17 protein-coding genes are annotated in these 18,018 nt (G+C 32.9%); 9 read left to right on the top strand and 8 right to left on the bottom strand.

Going from position 1 to position 18,018, the window contains the following annotated elements; all coding sequences use genetic code 11:
* Nucleotides 1–67 precede the first annotated feature (67 nt).
* From C8C88_RS08365 to hpt, 3 genes are all read right to left on the bottom strand, one after another.
* On the bottom strand, nt 68–1,339 hold the full coding sequence (locus C8C88_RS08365; RefSeq protein WP_121337663.1) for a hemolysin family protein: 1,272 nt from the start codon (nt 1,337–1,339) through the stop codon (nt 68–70).
* Between the two features lie 164 nt (nt 1,340–1,503).
* On the bottom strand, nt 1,504–2,079 hold the full coding sequence (locus C8C88_RS08360) for an adenylate kinase (RefSeq protein ID WP_121337662.1): 576 nt from the start codon (nt 2,077–2,079) through the stop codon (nt 1,504–1,506).
* A 13-nt stretch (nt 2,080–2,092) separates the two neighbouring features.
* Nucleotides 2,093–2,623 carry a hypoxanthine phosphoribosyltransferase gene (gene hpt, locus C8C88_RS08355; protein WP_121338619.1) on the bottom strand — a complete coding sequence of 177 codons (531 nt, stop codon included), beginning with the start codon at nt 2,621–2,623 and terminating at the stop codon, nt 2,093–2,095.
* 241 nt (nt 2,624–2,864) lie between these two features.
* On the opposite strand from hpt, the gene C8C88_RS08350 reads away from it, so the two are divergent.
* The 3 genes from C8C88_RS08350 to C8C88_RS08340 all read left to right on the top strand — a co-directional run bounded on the left by C8C88_RS08350 (nt 2,865) and on the right by C8C88_RS08340 (nt 6,731).
* On the top strand, nt 2,865–4,022 hold the full coding sequence (locus tag C8C88_RS08350) for a 5-(carboxyamino)imidazole ribonucleotide synthase (RefSeq protein WP_121337661.1): 1,158 nt from the start codon (nt 2,865–2,867) through the stop codon (nt 4,020–4,022).
* A gap of 81 nt (nt 4,023–4,103) precedes the next feature.
* On the top strand, nt 4,104–4,589 hold the full coding sequence (gene purE / locus C8C88_RS08345) for a 5-(carboxyamino)imidazole ribonucleotide mutase (protein ID WP_121337660.1): 486 nt from the start codon (nt 4,104–4,106) through the stop codon (nt 4,587–4,589).
* A 114-nt stretch (nt 4,590–4,703) separates the two neighbouring features.
* Nucleotides 4,704–6,731: a M3 family metallopeptidase gene (locus tag C8C88_RS08340; protein ID WP_121337659.1), complete on the top strand. Its 2,028-nt coding sequence runs from the start codon at nt 4,704–4,706 to the stop codon at nt 6,729–6,731.
* Nucleotides 6,732–6,783: 52 nt separating this feature from the next.
* Here the strand turns inward: C8C88_RS08340 and C8C88_RS08335 are convergent, their stop codons facing one another.
* Nucleotides 6,784–7,617 (bottom strand): hypothetical protein, encoded by an 834-nt coding sequence (locus C8C88_RS08335; protein ID WP_121337658.1) that lies wholly within the window; start codon nt 7,615–7,617, stop codon nt 6,784–6,786.
* 135 nt (nt 7,618–7,752) lie between these two features.
* On the opposite strand from C8C88_RS08335, the gene gcvP reads away from it, so the two are divergent.
* The 6 genes from gcvP (at nt 7,753) to C8C88_RS08305 (ending at nt 14,941) form a co-directional block, all read left to right on the top strand.
* Nucleotides 7,753–10,602 (top strand): aminomethyl-transferring glycine dehydrogenase, encoded by a 2,850-nt coding sequence (gene gcvP, locus C8C88_RS08330; RefSeq protein WP_121337657.1) that lies wholly within the window; start codon nt 7,753–7,755, stop codon nt 10,600–10,602.
* Nucleotides 10,603–10,856: 254 nt separating this feature from the next.
* Complete coding sequence (locus C8C88_RS08325) at nt 10,857–11,915, top strand: 3-oxoacyl-ACP synthase III family protein (RefSeq protein ID WP_121337656.1); 1,059 nt, start codon at nt 10,857–10,859, stop codon at nt 11,913–11,915.
* A gap of 80 nt (nt 11,916–11,995) precedes the next feature.
* Nucleotides 11,996–12,520: a methyltransferase gene (locus tag C8C88_RS08320; protein ID WP_121337655.1), complete on the top strand. Its 525-nt coding sequence runs from the start codon at nt 11,996–11,998 to the stop codon at nt 12,518–12,520.
* Entirely contained in the window at nt 12,520–13,368 is an 849-nt protein-coding gene (locus C8C88_RS08315; protein WP_121337654.1) for a glycosyltransferase family 2 protein, read from the top strand. Before C8C88_RS08320 ends, C8C88_RS08315 begins: the two co-directional genes overlap by 1 nt.
* A gap of 65 nt (nt 13,369–13,433) precedes the next feature.
* Entirely contained in the window at nt 13,434–14,183 is a 750-nt protein-coding gene (locus tag C8C88_RS08310; RefSeq protein ID WP_121337653.1) for an ABC transporter permease, read from the top strand.
* Nucleotides 14,180–14,941 (top strand): ABC transporter ATP-binding protein, encoded by a 762-nt coding sequence (locus C8C88_RS08305; protein ID WP_121337652.1) that lies wholly within the window; start codon nt 14,180–14,182, stop codon nt 14,939–14,941. Before C8C88_RS08310 ends, C8C88_RS08305 begins: the two co-directional genes overlap by 4 nt.
* Before the next feature lie 5 nt (nt 14,942–14,946).
* Here C8C88_RS08305 and C8C88_RS08300 read toward each other — a convergent pair whose 3' ends face one another.
* From C8C88_RS08300 to C8C88_RS08285, 4 genes are all read right to left on the bottom strand, one after another.
* The gene (locus C8C88_RS08300) at nt 14,947–15,546 is read right to left on the bottom strand and encodes a SprT-like domain-containing protein (RefSeq protein WP_121337651.1); all 600 of its coding nucleotides are present in this window, start codon (nt 15,544–15,546) and stop codon (nt 14,947–14,949) included.
* Nucleotides 15,547–15,563: 17 nt separating this feature from the next.
* Nucleotides 15,564–16,241: an SDR family oxidoreductase gene (locus C8C88_RS08295; protein ID WP_121337650.1), complete on the bottom strand. Its 678-nt coding sequence runs from the start codon at nt 16,239–16,241 to the stop codon at nt 15,564–15,566.
* An 88-nt stretch (nt 16,242–16,329) separates the two neighbouring features.
* Nucleotides 16,330–16,971: a hypothetical protein gene (locus C8C88_RS08290; RefSeq protein WP_121337649.1), complete on the bottom strand. Its 642-nt coding sequence runs from the start codon at nt 16,969–16,971 to the stop codon at nt 16,330–16,332.
* A 4-nt stretch (nt 16,972–16,975) separates the two neighbouring features.
* Nucleotides 16,976–18,010: a D-alanine--D-alanine ligase gene (locus tag C8C88_RS08285; protein ID WP_121337648.1), complete on the bottom strand. Its 1,035-nt coding sequence runs from the start codon at nt 18,008–18,010 to the stop codon at nt 16,976–16,978.
* Nucleotides 18,011–18,018 lie beyond the last annotated feature (8 nt).

Here is an 18,018-nt window from a genome sequence, read left to right as displayed (position 1 = left end):
TGGTCAATATTCGGCTATTAGTGGTCAGTGTGCTTACTGAATACTAAAATCTGAATACTGAACACTATTATTTTAAGGCTTTCACCATCACTTTATCAATTTTCACGCCATCCATATCAATGACTTCTAATTCGAACTTTTGCCAAATCAATTTTTCTCCTTGTTTTGGAATATGCGAAAGTTCAGTCATAATCAATCCACTTACCGTAGTTACTTCATAATCATTTATCAATTCATCTAACTCAAAGTAAGTCAAAAAATCATGCAATGAATAATGTCCATCAACTAACCAAGTTCCATCTTCACGCTCTATTAATTGAAAATCATCTTTATAGAAATCAGAAGCATTACCAACTAAAGCTTCCAAAATATCATTCAACGTAATCACACCTTGAAAAACACCATATTCATCCGAAACAAAAGCGTAATGTATTCCTGTTTTTTTAAATTCTTCTAATGCTTTATAAGCTGTGGTTTGCTCCATCATAAATGGCGCCTCCGTCATAATATCTGCTAAATCAAAATCCCCGTTTTCAAAATGAGCAAATATATTTTTCAAATTAACTACCCCAACAATATCATCATAATTTTCTCCAAAAACAGGATAAATCGAATGCAATTCTTTGAGCATAAACTCCTTTACTTGTTCTTTATTAGAATGCAAAGGCAAAAATACAACTGATTTTCTATGAGTCATCAAAGAGTTCACTTTTCTATCTCCAATATGAAAAACACGCTCTACAATATCTTGCTCAATCTCTTGAACTTCACCTACTTCTGTACCTTCTTTTATAATCGCTTTTATTTCTTCTTCAGTAACTTTTCCATCAGCTGTTGGCTTAATCTGAAGAATATCTAACAAAAATTCTGTTGATGTGGTTAACAACCATATAAAAGGAGCTGTAATTACAGATATTATTTTCATTGGGAACGCAACTGCTTTTGCAATTGATTCGGGATGATTTAATCCAATTCTTTTTGGCAATAATTCGCCTAAAACCAAAGAAAAAAAGGTTAAAATCATTACTACAATCCCAACAGAAAACGAATGTGCAAAAGGTTTTATCACTTCGTATGAACTGACAAAAACCTCAACATCTTTGGTGATTTTATCACCACTATAAATACCGGTTAAAATCCCTATAAGTGTAATTCCGATTTGAACCGTAGACAAAAATTTATTTGGAGAATTAGCTAAATCCAATGCGGTTTGAGCGTTCTTATTTCCTTTTTTTGCTGCGGTTTCTAATCTATTTTTCCTTGCCGAAATCAGAGCGATTTCTGACATTGAGAAAACCCCATTTAACAGTATTAGAAAAAATATTATTAGTATTTCCAATTTTTAGTTTATTCGTTAAATCTCTTTGCAATTTGCAATCTGATTTTTTAGCTCCGTTGACTGTAACCGAAATCTAGAAAACTAGTTTTTCAAACAGCAAATATCCCAAGACATTCTACTATTTTGAAAAAATTAAATACGGTTCTGAACGTACAGCTGGATAACTACTTCAAATTATCAATTACATTACTAACTCTTTCGGTAATCTCAGCGATTGAACCTATTCCGTTCACTGCATAAAACTTACCTTGTCCTTTATAATAATCCATTAAAGGAGCTGTTTTTTCATTATATTCTTGGTAACGATTTCTGATTTTATCTTCATCTTGATCGTCAATTCTCCCACTTGTTTTTCCTCTTTCTAACAATCTTGCAATTAAGATTTCATCATCCGCTTCAAGTGCAATTGTTCCTGCTACATTTGATCCAATTGATTCTAAAAAAGCATCCAAAGCTTCTGCTTGTGAAATAGTTCTAGGATATCCATCAAACAAAATTCCATTTGTATCTGGATGTTTATTCACCTCATCAATAAGCATTTTGGTTGTCAATTCATCAGGAACTAAATCTCCAGCGTCCATAAAAACTCTAGCTTGTTTTCCTAATTCAGTGTCGTTTTTTAAGTTATAACGAAAAACGTCACCTGTTGAAATATGTGTTAATTTGTATTTTTCTTTTAAAAACTCAGCTTGAGTTCCTTTTCCTGCTCCTGGTTTCCCAAATAAAACAATGTTAGTCATAGTTATAATATAGTTATTCTTTTAATTGATATACTTCTGGTAAATTTCGACCTAGACCATCATAGTCTAAACCATAACCTACAATAAATTTATTAGGGATTCTAATTCCCACATAATCTATTTTAACTTCTTTTTTATAAGCTTCGGGTTTAAAAAACAAAGTGGCAATTTTGAAACGCTTCACATTTTGTTTTTTAAACAATTCTTTTAGTTCTACTAATGTGTTTCCTGTATCAACGATGTCTTCAATTACAACAACAGTACGTCCAGATAAATCTTGATTTAAACCAATCAACTGTTTTACATCATTTGTTGTTGAAGTTCCTTCGTATGAAGCCATTTTTATAAAACTTAATTCACATGGCTTTTTATATTTCTTCATAAAATCCGAAACAACCATAAAAGACCCATTCAAAACCCCAATAAAAACTGGCGTTTCATCCGCAAAATCATCTTCGATTAGCGCAACCATTTTAGCAATAGCAAAGTCTATTTCTTTAGCAGAAATAAACGGAACAAATTGTTTATCGTGAAGTTGTATCATTATTTTTGCTTTTAAAATAATGTACAAAGATACAGAATTCGTATTTGACAAACGGTAATTGCTCATTAATTTGTATTTTTAAATGAAATTTCGAAAAAATGCTTTCGATATTACATAAAATTCAAAATAAGTAGATTGTTATAACGAAAAAGTTAAAATCAGGATATTTCGAAGAAAATAAAATAGCACTTTTCAATTCAATCATTATAAAGTATCTTTGCGAACAACAAACACTATCATAATGAATTATTTTTCTTCCGATTTTAAATTAGGAATTCTCGGCGGCGGGCAATTGGGCAAAATGCTCTTGTTTGACACTAGAAAATTTGACATTCAAACCTATATTCTTGACCCAAGTGATGAAGCACCTTGCAAAATTGCCTGTAATAAGTTCTTCAAAGGCGATTTAATGGATTTTGAAACCGTTTATAATTTCGGAAAACAAGTGGATGTTTTAACCTTCGAAATTGAATTGGTTAATTTAGAGGCCTTAGTAAAACTTGAAGAAGAAGGTCTAAAAGTATATCCTTCGCCAAAAACCTTGAAACTAATTCAAAACAAAGGAATTCAGAAAGATTTTTATGTAAAAAACAATATTCCGACAGCATCTTTTGAGCGATTTGAAAATCTTCAGAATCTAAAATCAGCTGTCACATTGAGCGCAGTCGAGATGCCTTTTGTATGGAAATGTACTGAATTTGGTTACGATGGAAACGGCGTAAAAGTCATTCGACAAATAACTGATTTAGATACTTTACCAAATGTAGAATGCATTGCGGAAAAAATGATTCCGTTCAAAAACGAATTAGCCGTTATTGTATGCCGCAATCCATCTGGAGAAATAAAAACTTATCCAGTGGTAGAAATGGAATTTCATCCAGAAGCAAACCAAGTAGAATATGTTATTTGCCCTGCACGAATTGATAACAAAATAGCTGATAAAGCCAGAGCAATTGCTTTGAATGTTTCTGAAAAATTCAATCATGTTGGTCTTTTGGCAGTTGAAATGTTTCAAACTAATGAGGACGAAATACTCGTGAATGAAGTTGCACCTCGCCCACACAATTCCGGTCATTATTCTATCGAGGCGAGTTACACTTCTCAATTCGAAAACCATTTACGTGCTATTCTAGATTTACCATTAGGAAATACTGACAGTAAAGTAGCTGGAATTATGGTGAATTTAGTTGGCGAAGAAGGTTTTTCTGGAAATGTAGTTTATCAAAATATCGAAAAAATATTAGGTTGGAATGGCGTTACACCACACATTTACGGAAAGAAACAAACCCGTCCTTTCCGAAAAATGGGACATGTAACCATTACAAACCAAGACATCAAAGAAGCTCGAAAAATAGCCGAAGATGTCAAAAATACAATACGAGTAATAAGTGAAAATTAAAAAATTCAATGATTTAAAAATTCGAAAATTATTGCGTAAATAATTCAATCTTTAAATTTTTCAATCTTTAAATAAAAACAAATGAGCAAAGTAGCCGTAATAATGGGAAGCATCTCTGACATGCCAGTAATGCAAGACGCCATAGACATTTTACAAGGATTTGATATAGAAATAGAAGTTGATATTGTATCAGCACACAGAACTCCCGAAAAACTTTTTGATTTCAGCAAAAACGCACATAAACGCGGCATTTCCGTAATTATTGCTGGAGCTGGTGGCGCTGCACACTTACCCGGAATGGTCGCTTCTATGTCGCCGCTTCCCGTAATTGGAGTCCCTGTAAAATCAAGCAATTCTATTGATGGTTGGGACAGCGTTTTGTCAATTTTACAAATGCCTGGCGGCGTTCCTGTTGCAACTGTAGCGCTAAATGGTTCTAAAAATGCCGGAATTCTAGCTGCTCAAATCATCGGAAGCCACGACAAATGTGTTTTAGACAAAATCATCTTATACAAAGAAGGTTTGAAAGATGCAGTCAACAAAGCAGCCGAAGGTTTAAAAAAATAATACCAAACCCTTCCTGATTTTTTTCAGGAGCTATTTCCCGCTGTACGTTATATCTTTTTTTCGGTAAAAACCTCAAAAAAGGATGCCACTTCCATCGGGGCTAAAAAAAACACCATGAGCATTCTAACACAACATTTCAATACAAAATACGATACTGCTCCATTTTCACAAATAAAATTGGAGGATTACGAACCTGATTTCATTGTAAACATAGCTACTGCCAAAGCAGAAATTGATGCTATTATCAAAAACACAGAAGCACCAACTTTTGAAAACACAATTGTTGCTTTGGATTTCTCAGGAAATCTTTTAGAGCGATTATCATCTATTTTCTTCAACCTGAATTCAGCCGAAACTTGTGACGAAATGCAAAAAATTGCGCAAAAGGTATCACCACTTTTAACTGAATTTAGCAATGACATTACTTTAAACGAAGATTTATTCAATAAAGTAAAAGCCGTTTACGAACAAAAAGACAGTTTGAATCTAACTGCAGAACAAGCTACTTTATTAGACAAAAAATTCAAAAATTTCTCTAGAAATGGCGCCTTATTAGCTGAGGATAAAAAAATAAAACTAAGAGAAATAGACACTGAATTAGCCAAACTAAAATTGACTTTTGGCGAAAATGTTTTAGCGGAAACTAATAATTACCAATTACACATCACAAACGAAAGTGACCTAAAAGGTTTGCCAGAAGGCACTATTGAAGCGGCAAAATCATTAGCCAAATCAAAAGAATTAGAAGGTTGGATTTTTACTTTAGATTTCCCGAGTTACATTCCGTTTGTAACTTATGCTGATAATCGCGAATTACGAAAAGAAATTGCAATTGCTGCTGGTAAAAAAGCATTTCAAGGAAATGAATTTGACAACAAAGAAATTACCTTAAAAATTGCTAAGTTACGCTACGAAAGAGCTAACTTATTAGGATACGAAACACATGCTCATTTTGTTTTAGAAGAACGCATGGCTCAAAATCCAGATAAAGTTAAGTCATTTTTGAATGATTTATTAGATAAAGCTAAGCCTGCAGCTGAACGAGAATTTGCAGAGCTAACTGCTTTTGCTAAAGAATTAGACAGAATTGACCACTTAGAAAAATGGGATGGCGCTTATTATTCAGAAAAATTAAAACAAAAGTTATTCAACTTAGACGATGAAAAACTGAAACCATACTTTCAGTTAGAAAACGTTCTGAATGGAGCTTTTACCATTGCCGGAAAACTTTACGGATTAACATTCACAGAGATTTTTGACATTGATAAATACCATGAAGAAGTTACAACTTATGAGGTAAAAGATGAGAAAAACGACTTAGTTGCTATTTTTTACGCTGATTTTTTTCCAAGAAAAGGAAAGCGAAATGGCGCTTGGATGACAAGCTACAAGTCACAATTTATAAAAGACGGAATCAACGAAAGACCACACATATCAAATGTTTGTAATTTCACAAAACCAACCGAAACAAAACCATCTTTGTTGACATTCAATGAAGTAACTACTTTGTTTCACGAATTTGGACACGGATTACACGGTATGTTGGCTAATACAACCTATCCAAGTTTATCAGGAACTTCTGTATATTGGGATTTTGTTGAATTACCAAGTCAAATCATGGAAAACTGGTGTTATGAGCCTGAAGCATTAGCTTTGTTTGCTAAACATTACCAAACTGGAGAAGTTATTCCTCAAGAATATGTAGAAAAAATAAAAGAAAGCGCTAGTTTTCAAGAAGGAATGGCAACCTTGAGACAAATCAGTTTTGGATTATTAGATATGGCTTTCCATAGTAACAATCCATCTGCTATTACAGATATTAAAGCTTTTGAAAAAGCCGCTTTTGAAAAAACTAATCTATATCCAGATGTAGCCGAAAACTGTATGAGCGTTTCCTTTTCACACATTTTTCAAGGAGGCTACTCTTCTGGATATTACAGCTACAAATGGGCTGAAGTGTTAGACGCAGATGCTTTTGCTTATTTTCAAGAAAAAGGCATTTTCAACAAAGAAGTTGCCACAAAATTCAAGGAAAACATACTTTCTAAAGGAGGTACAGAACAACCAATGATTTTGTACAAACGATTTAGAGGTCAAGAACCAAAACCAGATGCATTATTAAAACGTGCGGGATTGATATAATTTTAGATTTTAAATTATTATTATGAGCCAAAGCATGCCTGCTTTGGCTTTTTTATTGCAGTGAAATCAAAAATAACCACCAAAAAATAGGGATACTTTCGACCCAAAAAGAAGTATAATATTTAGACCTATTTTCATTGGCAAAAGCCAAAAATAAAGCAACAACAATTGCAACAACAAAAATCAATACCAATTGCAAGGGCACGGATTGAAAATTGCCATTTATATGACTATTTAAAAATTCTAATCCACAAAAAACAATTAATAAAATATATCCTAGTATTTTAGTGTGTTTCACCCCTATTTGTTGCGGAACAGTTTGCAAATGAGGATCGTCATTTTTTAAATCAATAATTTCAAACACAAGCACCAAAACGAATATTAAGATAAATCGCTGTACACATTTAAAATAGAAATCAGAACCAACTGACACATTTGCATTTAACAAAGGCAGTATTATAGTGACTCCAACCCAACACAAAGCCACAATGTAAATTTTTACACCAGCCCAGTTTCTTGCATTTTTCTTATTTGGAAAAAAAGGAAGTGTATACAATAAAAGTATTCCCAAAAAGGCAACCGATATTACTTGCACAATTCTTTGAAGTTGAAAAAAATAATAACCTGCCAAAAGAAAAGAACAAAAACTAAATAAAATAATCAACTTCAACTCTTTCCTGAGTTCTAATTTATGAGTTCTTGTCAAGGCATCATATTTAACAAAATTATACCCCATAATAGTTCCAAAAAAAGCAAAATTTGCTACCGATTCATCTGATGGAATGTGGAACATGTATTGTGTCATCCGCACTAACGCATAGCACGATAATCCCACGTGAATACTGCTATTGATATAAAAATTCAATATTTGTTTGAAAATTCTCATTAGACAAAATTAATCATTTATGAACAAAACCATCATTTAGTTGAAAAGTTCATAAAAAATGAGGGGATAAATACCTTTTAAATTATTAATAATACTTAATTTTGCACCACAAAAAAACAACACTTTTATTTCTATATGAAAACAGATGCTTTTGCTTTAAGACACATTGGCCCAAGAGAGAATGACCTTCAATATATGTTAAAAACAATTGGAGTTGAATCTATTGAACAACTTGTAAACGAAACTATTCCAAATGACATTCGTTTAAAAACCCCTCTTGATTTAGACCCGGCCATGACCGAGTATGAATTTACCAATCATATCCAGCAATTAGGCAATAAAAATAAAATGTTTCAATCGTACATTGGTTTAGGGTACAACCAAGCTATTGTTCCTGCTGTAATCCAAAGAAATATCTTTGAAAATCCAGGATGGTACACGGCTTACACACCTTATCAAGCTGAAATTGCCCAAGGTAGATTAGAAGCAATATTGAATTTCCAAACAATGGTTATTGAATTAACAGGAATGGAAATTGCAAATGCTTCTTTATTAGATGAGGGAACTGCAGCTGCCGAAGCGATGGCTTTATTATTTGATGTAAGATCACGCGACCAAAAGAAAAACAATGTTAATAAATTCTTCGTTTCTGAAGAAATACTACCACAAACATTATCTGTTTTACTTACACGTTCTACACCAATTGGAGTAGAATTAGTAGTAGGAAACCATGAGACTTTTGATTTTTCAAATGAGTTTTTTGGAGCTATACTTCAATATCCCGGAAAATTTGGTCAGGTTCATGATTATGCAAACTTCATTGCTACCGCTGCAGCTAAAGAAATAAAAGTAGCTGTTGCTGCTGATATTTTAAGTTTGGCTAAACTGACTCCTCCAGGTGAAATGGGAACTGATGTTGTCTTTGGAACTACGCAACGTTTTGGAATTCCATTAGGTTACGGTGGTCCACACGCAGCTTATTTTGCTACTAAAGACGAGTACAAAAGAAGTATGCCTGGAAGAATTATCGGTGTTACTGTAGATACAAATGGAAACCGTGCCTTACGTATGGCTTTGCAAACACGTGAACAACATATCAAACGTGATAAAGCAACTTCAAACATTTGTACAGCACAAGTTTTATTATCCGTTATGGCTGGAATGTATGCGGTATATCATGGTCCAAAAGGCTTGAAATATATTGCTGACAAGGTTCATGCATCAGCGGCTACTTTAGCAAATGAATTAGGTAAATTAGGTTTTGAACAAAACAACACCGCTTTTTTCGACACTATCGTTGTAAAAGCAGATGCTAATAAAGTAGCTACAATAGCTTTACAAAACGAAATTAACTTTCACTATATCGACGAAAATACGGTTTCAATTTCTTTAAACGAAACAACTAGTATTTCTGATTTAAATAAAATTATTGGTGTTTTTGCTTCCGCAAAAGGGACAAAGGCAGCAACAATTGAAGAACTAACAGCAACGAATCATTTTTCTGAAAATCTAAACAGAACATCATTGTTTTTACAACATGATGTATTCAACAAATACCATTCTGAGTCTGCAATGATGCGTTACATCAAAATGTTAGAACGTAAAGATTTATCATTGAATCACTCTATGATTTCATTAGGTTCATGCACAATGAAATTGAATGCTGCTTCAGAAATGCTTCCATTAAGTATGCCACAATGGAACAACATTCATCCATTCGTACCACTTGACCAAGCACAAGGTTATCAAGAAATGTTAACCAAACTGGAACAACAATTAAATGTTATTACTGGTTTTGCAGGAACAACTTTACAGCCTAATTCAGGTGCTCAAGGAGAATACGCAGGACTTATGGTTATTCGTGCGTACCACCAATCAAGAGGTGATCATCACAGAAACATTGCTTTAATACCATCATCAGCCCACGGAACAAATCCAGCATCAGCAGCTATGGCAGGAATGAAAGTAATTGTTACTAAAACTCTTGAAAATGGAAATATAGATGTTGAAGATTTACGTGAAAAAGCAATCCTTCACAAAGACAATTTATCTTGTTTGATGGTAACTTATCCTTCAACTCATGGCGTTTTTGAAAGTGCTATTAAAGAAATTACGCAGTTAATCCACGATAATGGTGGCCAAGTATATATGGATGGTGCAAATATGAACGCACAAGTAGGATTAACAAATCCTGCAACTATTGGCGCTGATGTTTGTCACTTAAACTTACACAAAACGTTTGCAATTCCTCACGGTGGTGGTGGACCTGGAGTTGGCCCTATTTGTGTAGCACCACAATTAGTACCATTTTTACCAACAAATCCTGTAATACCAACTGGAGGTTCAAATGCTATTACAGCAATTTCATCTGCTCCATGGGGATCAGCTTTAGTTTGCTTAATTTCTTATGGTTACATTTCAATGTTAGGTGCCGAAGGTTTAAAAGAAGCAACTGAACATGCCATTTTAAATGCAAACTATATCAAAGAAAAATTAAACGGGCATTACGACACGCTATATTCTGGTGAGATGGGACGTGCTGCTCACGAAATGATTTTAGAATGTCGCCCTTTTAAACAAAAAGGAATTGAAGTTACAGATATTGCGAAACGTTTAATGGATTATGGTTTTCACGCACCAACCGTTTCATTTCCTGTAGCTGGAACATTGATGATTGAACCTACTGAAAGTGAAAACTTAGAAGAACTTGATCGTTTTTGTGATGCAATGATTTCAATCAGAAAAGAAATAGAAGCTTCAACATTAGAAGATAAAAATAATGTTTTGAAAAATTCACCTCATACCTTAACTATGTTAACTTCTGATTCTTGGGATTTCCCATATACAAGAGAACAAGCAGCTTTTCCATTAGATTATATTGCCGAAAACAAATTCTGGCCTACAGTTCGTAGAGCGGATGATGCTTATGGCGATCGCAATTTAGTTTGCTCTTGCGCTCCTATAGAAGCCTATATGGAAAGCTAATATTCTTAAAAAAAATGTCTCGAGAAATCGGGACATTTTTTTTGTCAGTTTCAAATTCTGATTATCTTTACTTTAATGTAAAAAAACACAAGCATTAACAATCTTGCAACTAGAAAAGCAACATTTTTTGTTAAAAAATAATCATTTTTACAAATAAAAGTGATTATCTAACAATATATGCATGCATAACAAGTTTTGTTACTGTTATTATTTTTTAATGCGTAAATTAGCTTAAAATTTTGGAAAACTGCTCGATGAAAATAAAAATAACCGGAATAGGAAGTTATATTCCCGAAGTAAAAGTAAGCAATACAGATTTTGATAAACATGTATTTCTAAATGAAGATGGAACCCCTTTTGGTTACCCAAATGAAGTTGTAATAAACAAGTTTAAAGGAATCACAGGAATTGAACACAGGCGTTATGCAGAAGACCATCTAAATTCATCAGACTTAGCTTTTTTTGCTTCACAAAAAGCGATAAAAAATGCTAATATTGATCCTGAAACTATTGATTACATTATTTTTGCCCATAATTTTGGGGATGTAAAACACGGTACAATTCAGTCGGATATGTTGCCAAGTTTAGCGACACGTGTTAAAAACAAACTACAAATAAAAAATCCAAAATGCGTTGCTTTTGACATCCTTTTTGGATGCCCAGGATGGATTGAAGGCGTACTTCAAGCCAATGCCTACATAAAATCAGGAATGGCAAAAACATGCTTGGTAATAGGTTCAGAAACTTTGTCTAGAGTAACAGATCCACATGACAGAGATTCAATGATATATTCTGATGGAGCTGGCGCTTCTATAATTCAAGCTTCTGACGATGAATCTGGAATGTTATCTTACGAAAACGCCACCTTTGCAATTGACGAAGCTCATTATTTGTTTTTTGGAAAATCATACAACCCTGATTTAGATTCAGATGTACGTTATATAAAAATGTATGGTCGTAAAATTTACGAGTTTGCATTAAGCCAAGTTCCAGCTGCAATGAAAAGCTGTTTAGACAAAAGCGGAATTGCTATTGAGCATGTCAAAAAAATCCTGATTCATCAAGCTAATGAAAAAATGGACGAAGCCATTATTCATCGTTTTTATAAATTATATGGCAAAACACCTCCAAAAGATGTAATGCCAATGAGCATCCACGAATTAGGAAATAGCAGTGTGGCAACTGTACCAACACTTTTTGACTTATTAATTCAAGGAAAAATCGAAAATCAAGAACTACATAAAGGAGATGTTCTTATCTTTGCATCCGTTGGCGCAGGAATGAATGTCAACGCCTTTGTTTATAGATATTAAATAAAAAGTTTAAAGTTTAAAGTTTAAAGTTCCTTGACAGAATACAAAACCTCAAACTTTAAGCTTTAAACAATAAAATAATGTACGAAAAAACGTTTCCGAATAAAAGATTCAAACATACTTTAGAATTTTTAAAAAAACACATCTCAACTTCTGAGACTATTTTAGATTTAGGTGTTGAAAATCCTTTTTCTAAAATAATGAAAGCCGAAGGTTTTTCAGTAAAAAACACAACTGGCGAAGATTTAGATTTGAATCAAACAGGGCTTTCAACAGACAATCAAGACGTAGTTACTGCTTTTGAAATCTTTGAACATTTATTGAATCCTTTCACCATTTTGAAGGAAATAAAATCAGATAAACTTTTTATATCAATTCCTCTACGCCTATGGTTTTCTTCTGCTTACAGAAGCAAAACGGACATGTGGGACAGACATTATCATGAATTTGAAGATTGGCAATTAGACTGGCTTTTAGAAAAAACTGGTTGGAAAATTATCGATAGTAAAAAATTTACGCATCCTGTAAAAAAAATCGGATTTCGCCCATTATTGAGGTACTTAACTCCGAGATATTACATTGTTTACGCTGAAAGAATCAAATAATGAACTACTACATTATTATACCTGCATACAATGAAGAAGCCTTTATTGGCTTAACATTGCAATCCTTAGTTTCACAAACCGTTTTGCCTAAAAAAGTTGTAGTCGTTAATGACAATTCAACAGATAATACGGCCAAAATTGTGTTAGATTATGCTAAGAATAATCCATTTATCACTCTAGTAAACAAATCTTCTAGTGCTGTTCATTTACCTGGAAGCAAAGTAATTCAGGCTTTTCATAAAGGTTTTGAAACTATTGACGATCAGTACGATATTATAGTGAAATTAGACGGAGATTTAATTTTACCAAATAATTACTTTGAAACTATTCTAGACATTTTCAAAAAAGATTCGCAAGTAGGAATGGCTGGTGGTTTTGCTTATGTAGAAAAAAACGGAGAATGGATTTTAGAGAACCTTACCGATAAAGATCATATTCGCGGAGCATTCAAAGCATATCGAAAAGAATGTTTTTTGCAAATTGGCAATTTAAAACCCGCTATGGGTTGGGATACTGTAGATGAATTACTGTCTAAATTTTACGGATGGAAAGTAGTGACTGATGCATCACTTATAGTAAAACACTTAAAACCTACTGGTGCTAATTACAATAAAGCGGCACGTTACAAACAAGGAGAATCTTTTTACACCTTAGGATACGGTTTTCTGATAACAACCATTTCATCTGCTAAATTAGCAATGATGAAAAAGAAACCTTTACTGTTTTTAGATTACATCAAAGGATTCTGGAAAGCAAAATCAGCAAACATGCCTTTATTAGTAACAAAAGAGCAAGCAAAATTCATTAGAAATTACCGCTTACAAAAAATGAAAGAGAAAATTTTTTAGTTTCTTCTTTTAAAAAACTACAAACTGCAAACTAATCCTTAATTTAGCCCTTATTTGTAAAAATTATGATGCTCATTCGCTATACAACGCAGATAGGAAGATATTTCTTGATGCTAAAGGAAATTTTCAGCAAACAAACAAAATGGTCCGTAATGAGAAAGCTCATCTTCAAAGAAATTGATGATTTAATCATTGATTCCCTTGGGATTGTTTGTTTTATTTCATTCTTCGTAGGAGGAGTTGTAGCTATCCAAACCGCATTAAACTTAACAAATCCACTTATTCCGAAATACCTTATCGGTTTTGCAACCAGACAATCCGTAATATTAGAGTTTGCTCCTACTTTTGTATCCATAATTATGGCGGGGAAAATAGGTTCTTATATCACATCAAGCATTGGAACTATGAGAGTTACCGAGCAAATTGATGCATTAGAAGTAATGGGAGTAAATGCATTAAACTACTTAGTTTTTCCTAAAATTATTGCTTTATTGCTTTACCCTTTTGTAATTGGAATTAGTATGTTTCTGGGCGTATTTGGCGGATGGATGGCAGCGGTATATGGCGGATTTACTTCAAGTGATCAATTTATAAATGGAGCACAGTTAGAATTTATTCCTTTCCACATAACATATGCTTTTATAAAAACATTAATATTTGCATTTTTATTGGCTACAATCCCATCGTTTCATGGATATTATATGAAAGGTGGCGCTCTTGAAGTAGGAAAAGCAAGTACAGTGTCATTTGTTTGGACATCAGTTTCTATAATTCTTTTCAATTATATATTAACGCAATTGTTATTAGGCTCATGATAGAAATAAAAAACATAGAAAAATCATTTGGCGATAGCAAAGTACTTAAAGGTATATCTGCTGTTTTTGAAGCTGGAAAAACTAACTTAATCATTGGACAAAGTGGTTCTGGAAAAACGGTTTTACTAAAAAGTCTTTTAGGAATATACTCGCCTGATCTTGGAACAATCTCATTTGATGGGAGAATTTACTCCGAACTAGATGCGGAAGAAAAACGAGAATTGCGTACCGAAATTGGAATGGTTTTTCAAGGAAGCGCCTTATTCGATTCTATGACCGTGGAGGAAAATGTTGGGTTTCCATTACAAATGTTCACACACGAAAGCAAAGCTAAAATTAAAGAAAGAGTTGATTTTGTTTTAGAAAGAGTCAATTTAGTAAATGCACATAAAAAATTACCTTCACAAATTTCTGGAGGTATGCAAAAACGTGTTGCTATAGCACGTGCTATTGTAAACAACCCAAAGTACCTATTCTGCGATGAGCCCAATTCAGGTTTAGATCCAAATACAGCTATTTTGATTGATAATCTTATCCAAGAAATCACCGAAGAATATAATATCACTACGGTTATCAACACACATGATATGAACTCCGTTATGGAAATTGGGGATAAAATTTTGTTCCTTAAAAACGGAGTAAAAGCTTGGGAAGGAACAAAAGAAGAAATTTTCAGAACTAACAATGAAGCTGTTGTAGACTTTGTTTATTCTTCTGAATTATTTAAAAAAGTAAGAGAAGCCTATTTAAAAGGCTAAAGTAACTAAGAGTTTAACAACTCAACTTCTGCATTTGGATTAAAAAGATAGGTCTTACCAGAATTTAATTCCATGCACTCAAAACGTTTTGTCCTTACAGCAATCTTCTTGAAAATCTTGCCATTTTGAATTCTAAAAACGCTTCCGTAAGGAATTTCAAAAATATAATTTTTATCATTCTGCAGATCAAACTGCTTTAGTGCCAGAGATAAAGTTGTATCAGTATCGCTACTTGCTGTTGGATTTTTAAAATGCCTAGCCAATAATGGCAACAAATGATTGGGAAAAATTTCAGGTCTAATAAACGGAATCATTAAACGCTGAAAAGAATATTTCCATTCGTCACCATGAGGTTTGATGTTTCGACCAAATTTTTCAAATGCTACCAAATGAGAAATCTCATGAATCAAAGTGATTAAAAACTTATATTTATTTAAACTTGAATTAACCGTAATTTCGTGTTTACCATTCAGCCCTTTTCGATAATCTCCATGACGCGTTACGCGCTCATTCACAATTTTGAGATGCACTTGATTCACCACTATAAGCTCAAAGACTGGCTTTACAGCATGTTCAGGTAAATATCTAGCTAAGGTTTCGCTCAATTGTTTAGAATTACGAGTTAAGGATTTGTTGAAGAAACTTGTAATACTTTCCCATTGAAATATTTATTTCCTGTCAAAGTAAAATTAAAAATATATTCTGCCATTTCATCTGCCTTAATAGGTGCTTGGTACCCCGGAAAAGCCTCTTCTAGCATTTCGGTTTGCACAGCCCCAAGAGCTAGAACATTGAAAGCTATTCCTTTCTGTTTGTATTCTTCGGCTAATAATTCAGACAGCGTAATAACAGCTCCTTTACTAGAACTATAGGCTGCAAGTCCTGGGAATTTAAGACTCCCCTGAATTCCTCCCATAGAACTTATTGTCACAACATGACTCCCTTTTTGTAAATAAGGCACACAAATACGAGTTAAATTAGCGACGCCAAAAACATTAACTCTATAAATGCTTTCAAAATCTTCTTGAGTAGTTTCTACAAATGGTTTAAACAATAAACTCCCTGCATTATGCACAACCGCATCAATATGTTTCCATGATGTAGAAAGAAAATTTTCTACTTTTTGTAATTCAGATTCTTTAAATAAATCAACAGAAAGACAGGTAATGTTTTCATTTCCTAATAAAGCTTGTGGAATTTTTCTAGAAAGAGCTAATACTTGATGCCCTGCATTAGCAAACTGCAAAACCAATTCTAATCCTATACCCCTACTTGTTCCTGTGACAATAATATTTTTCATGAAACAAAAATAAGCAAAAGCGCTAAAAAAACAGCAAATATAATTTATGTTTATACAATCTATTCAAACAAATTTGTTTGCCAAAGTATCATTTAAACACTCTTTTTTTAAAAACTTTATACACTTGGATACAGGTCAAGGCAACAAAAATTAATGGGACTATCACAGGTATTATGTAACTCGAAAAGTACATGCCACTTTGAGATAAAGAGCCTAAAAACAAAACAAATAAAAACATTCCGAAAAAGGTTCCAATTGAAGTTCCAATAATAAAAAAGTATTTGTATTTATTTTCAACTGAAATATAATTCCCATTTATCAAGTACAAATTCCAACCTGACCAAAATGGCAGCTGCATAAAGTTTATACAATTTAAAAACACGCCAATTAGAAAAGGAGAATACATATTGTATCGCTCTAAATAATTAGTATCTCCAGCCTTAGGAGTAGAATAAGAATGAAAAAAATAGGCTAAAAATAAAAGGAACGCAATCGTTAAAATTTCAATTACTCGCATCAATTTATCATTACGAACCAATTGATTTACAAATTTAAGCGTAAAAAAAACTATAAAAATTTCAACAAAAACAACCCCTAACAAATAAAAAACAAAACTACTTTGATTTAATTTATAATAGATTTCAAAACCAATGATATTCAAATATCCCAAAGGAATTGAGCCCAAAAAGCTTACTACAAAACCCACCAGAATATTTTTAACTATTTTCATTTTGTTAGAATTTCACAATTTTTTTACTTTGGCCTAAATGCAATTTATACTCACTAATTCCTTCTTTATATCCTAAATAAGAAAATCCTTTTTTATGATTTTCAACACTTATTTCATACATATAAGTAATATGTCTTGCTAGTTCTTTCCAAGCAAACCAAATCGAATGCTTGGGATCATAAATATGTGTAGGCTCGCTAGCAGCACCATTTAATTCCACAACCGAAAAATTAATTCCACGTTCTAACTCTTCAAAAGTATGATACATCACATCTAATCTTCCAAAATAGAAACCTGAAATTTGCACACACATTCCATCAATCGCAGCTGATAATTCCGTCGTCACCCAATGACTTACATCTATAAACTTTGCTCCTCTAGCATGATTGCCATACGGCACAAGATTTCGTTTTTCTCCTTTTGGCAAAACATCCAATAATTGCTTACCATATTCTTTTTGCAACGCTTTTAATTGCAGTTCATACCTTGGATTCTTATTAATCAACGTTTCAATACTAGAAACGCCATCACCTGTAACAATCATAAATTCTTTTGAAACTATTCCTGTGATTCTCCCTTTATTTTCATTTGGATATCGAACATAAAAAATCCCAACCTCGTTTTCGTATGGAATCAGATTTTGTATAATATAATCAAAATCTGCTTTTTGTGAATATAGTAGCAAATCATCCTGAGAATTAATCTTTTTTACTCCTGAACCCCGCAAACCTATATCTGGCTTTGCAATAAAAGGATAGGCAATTTTAGAATCTTTAATTGTTTCTAGTACAATCTCGAATGAAGTCGCTTCTGGTATCAAAATCGTTTTTGGATAATACTGCTTCGGAATCAAATCATAAATCTTCTTTTTTGATTCCATCATAAAACCACCATTTTTAATTGACGGATTTGAAGCATTAAAGAAAAAAATTGATTTTGCCTTCAACGAATAGTATGCCCAAAGAAAATAAATCGGGATGTAGACAATCTGGAAAGGCCAATATTCCCAATGTGTAAGCTTATGAAAAAAAAGTCTCATTTTAATTT

The sequence above is a fragment of the Flavobacterium sp. 123 genome (assembly GCF_003634825.1).
In the GTDB taxonomy this organism is placed as follows: domain Bacteria; phylum Bacteroidota; class Bacteroidia; order Flavobacteriales; family Flavobacteriaceae; genus Flavobacterium.
The sequence above is the reverse complement of the archived record's forward strand: the minus strand, read 5'-3'. Positions and strand labels throughout refer to the sequence as shown.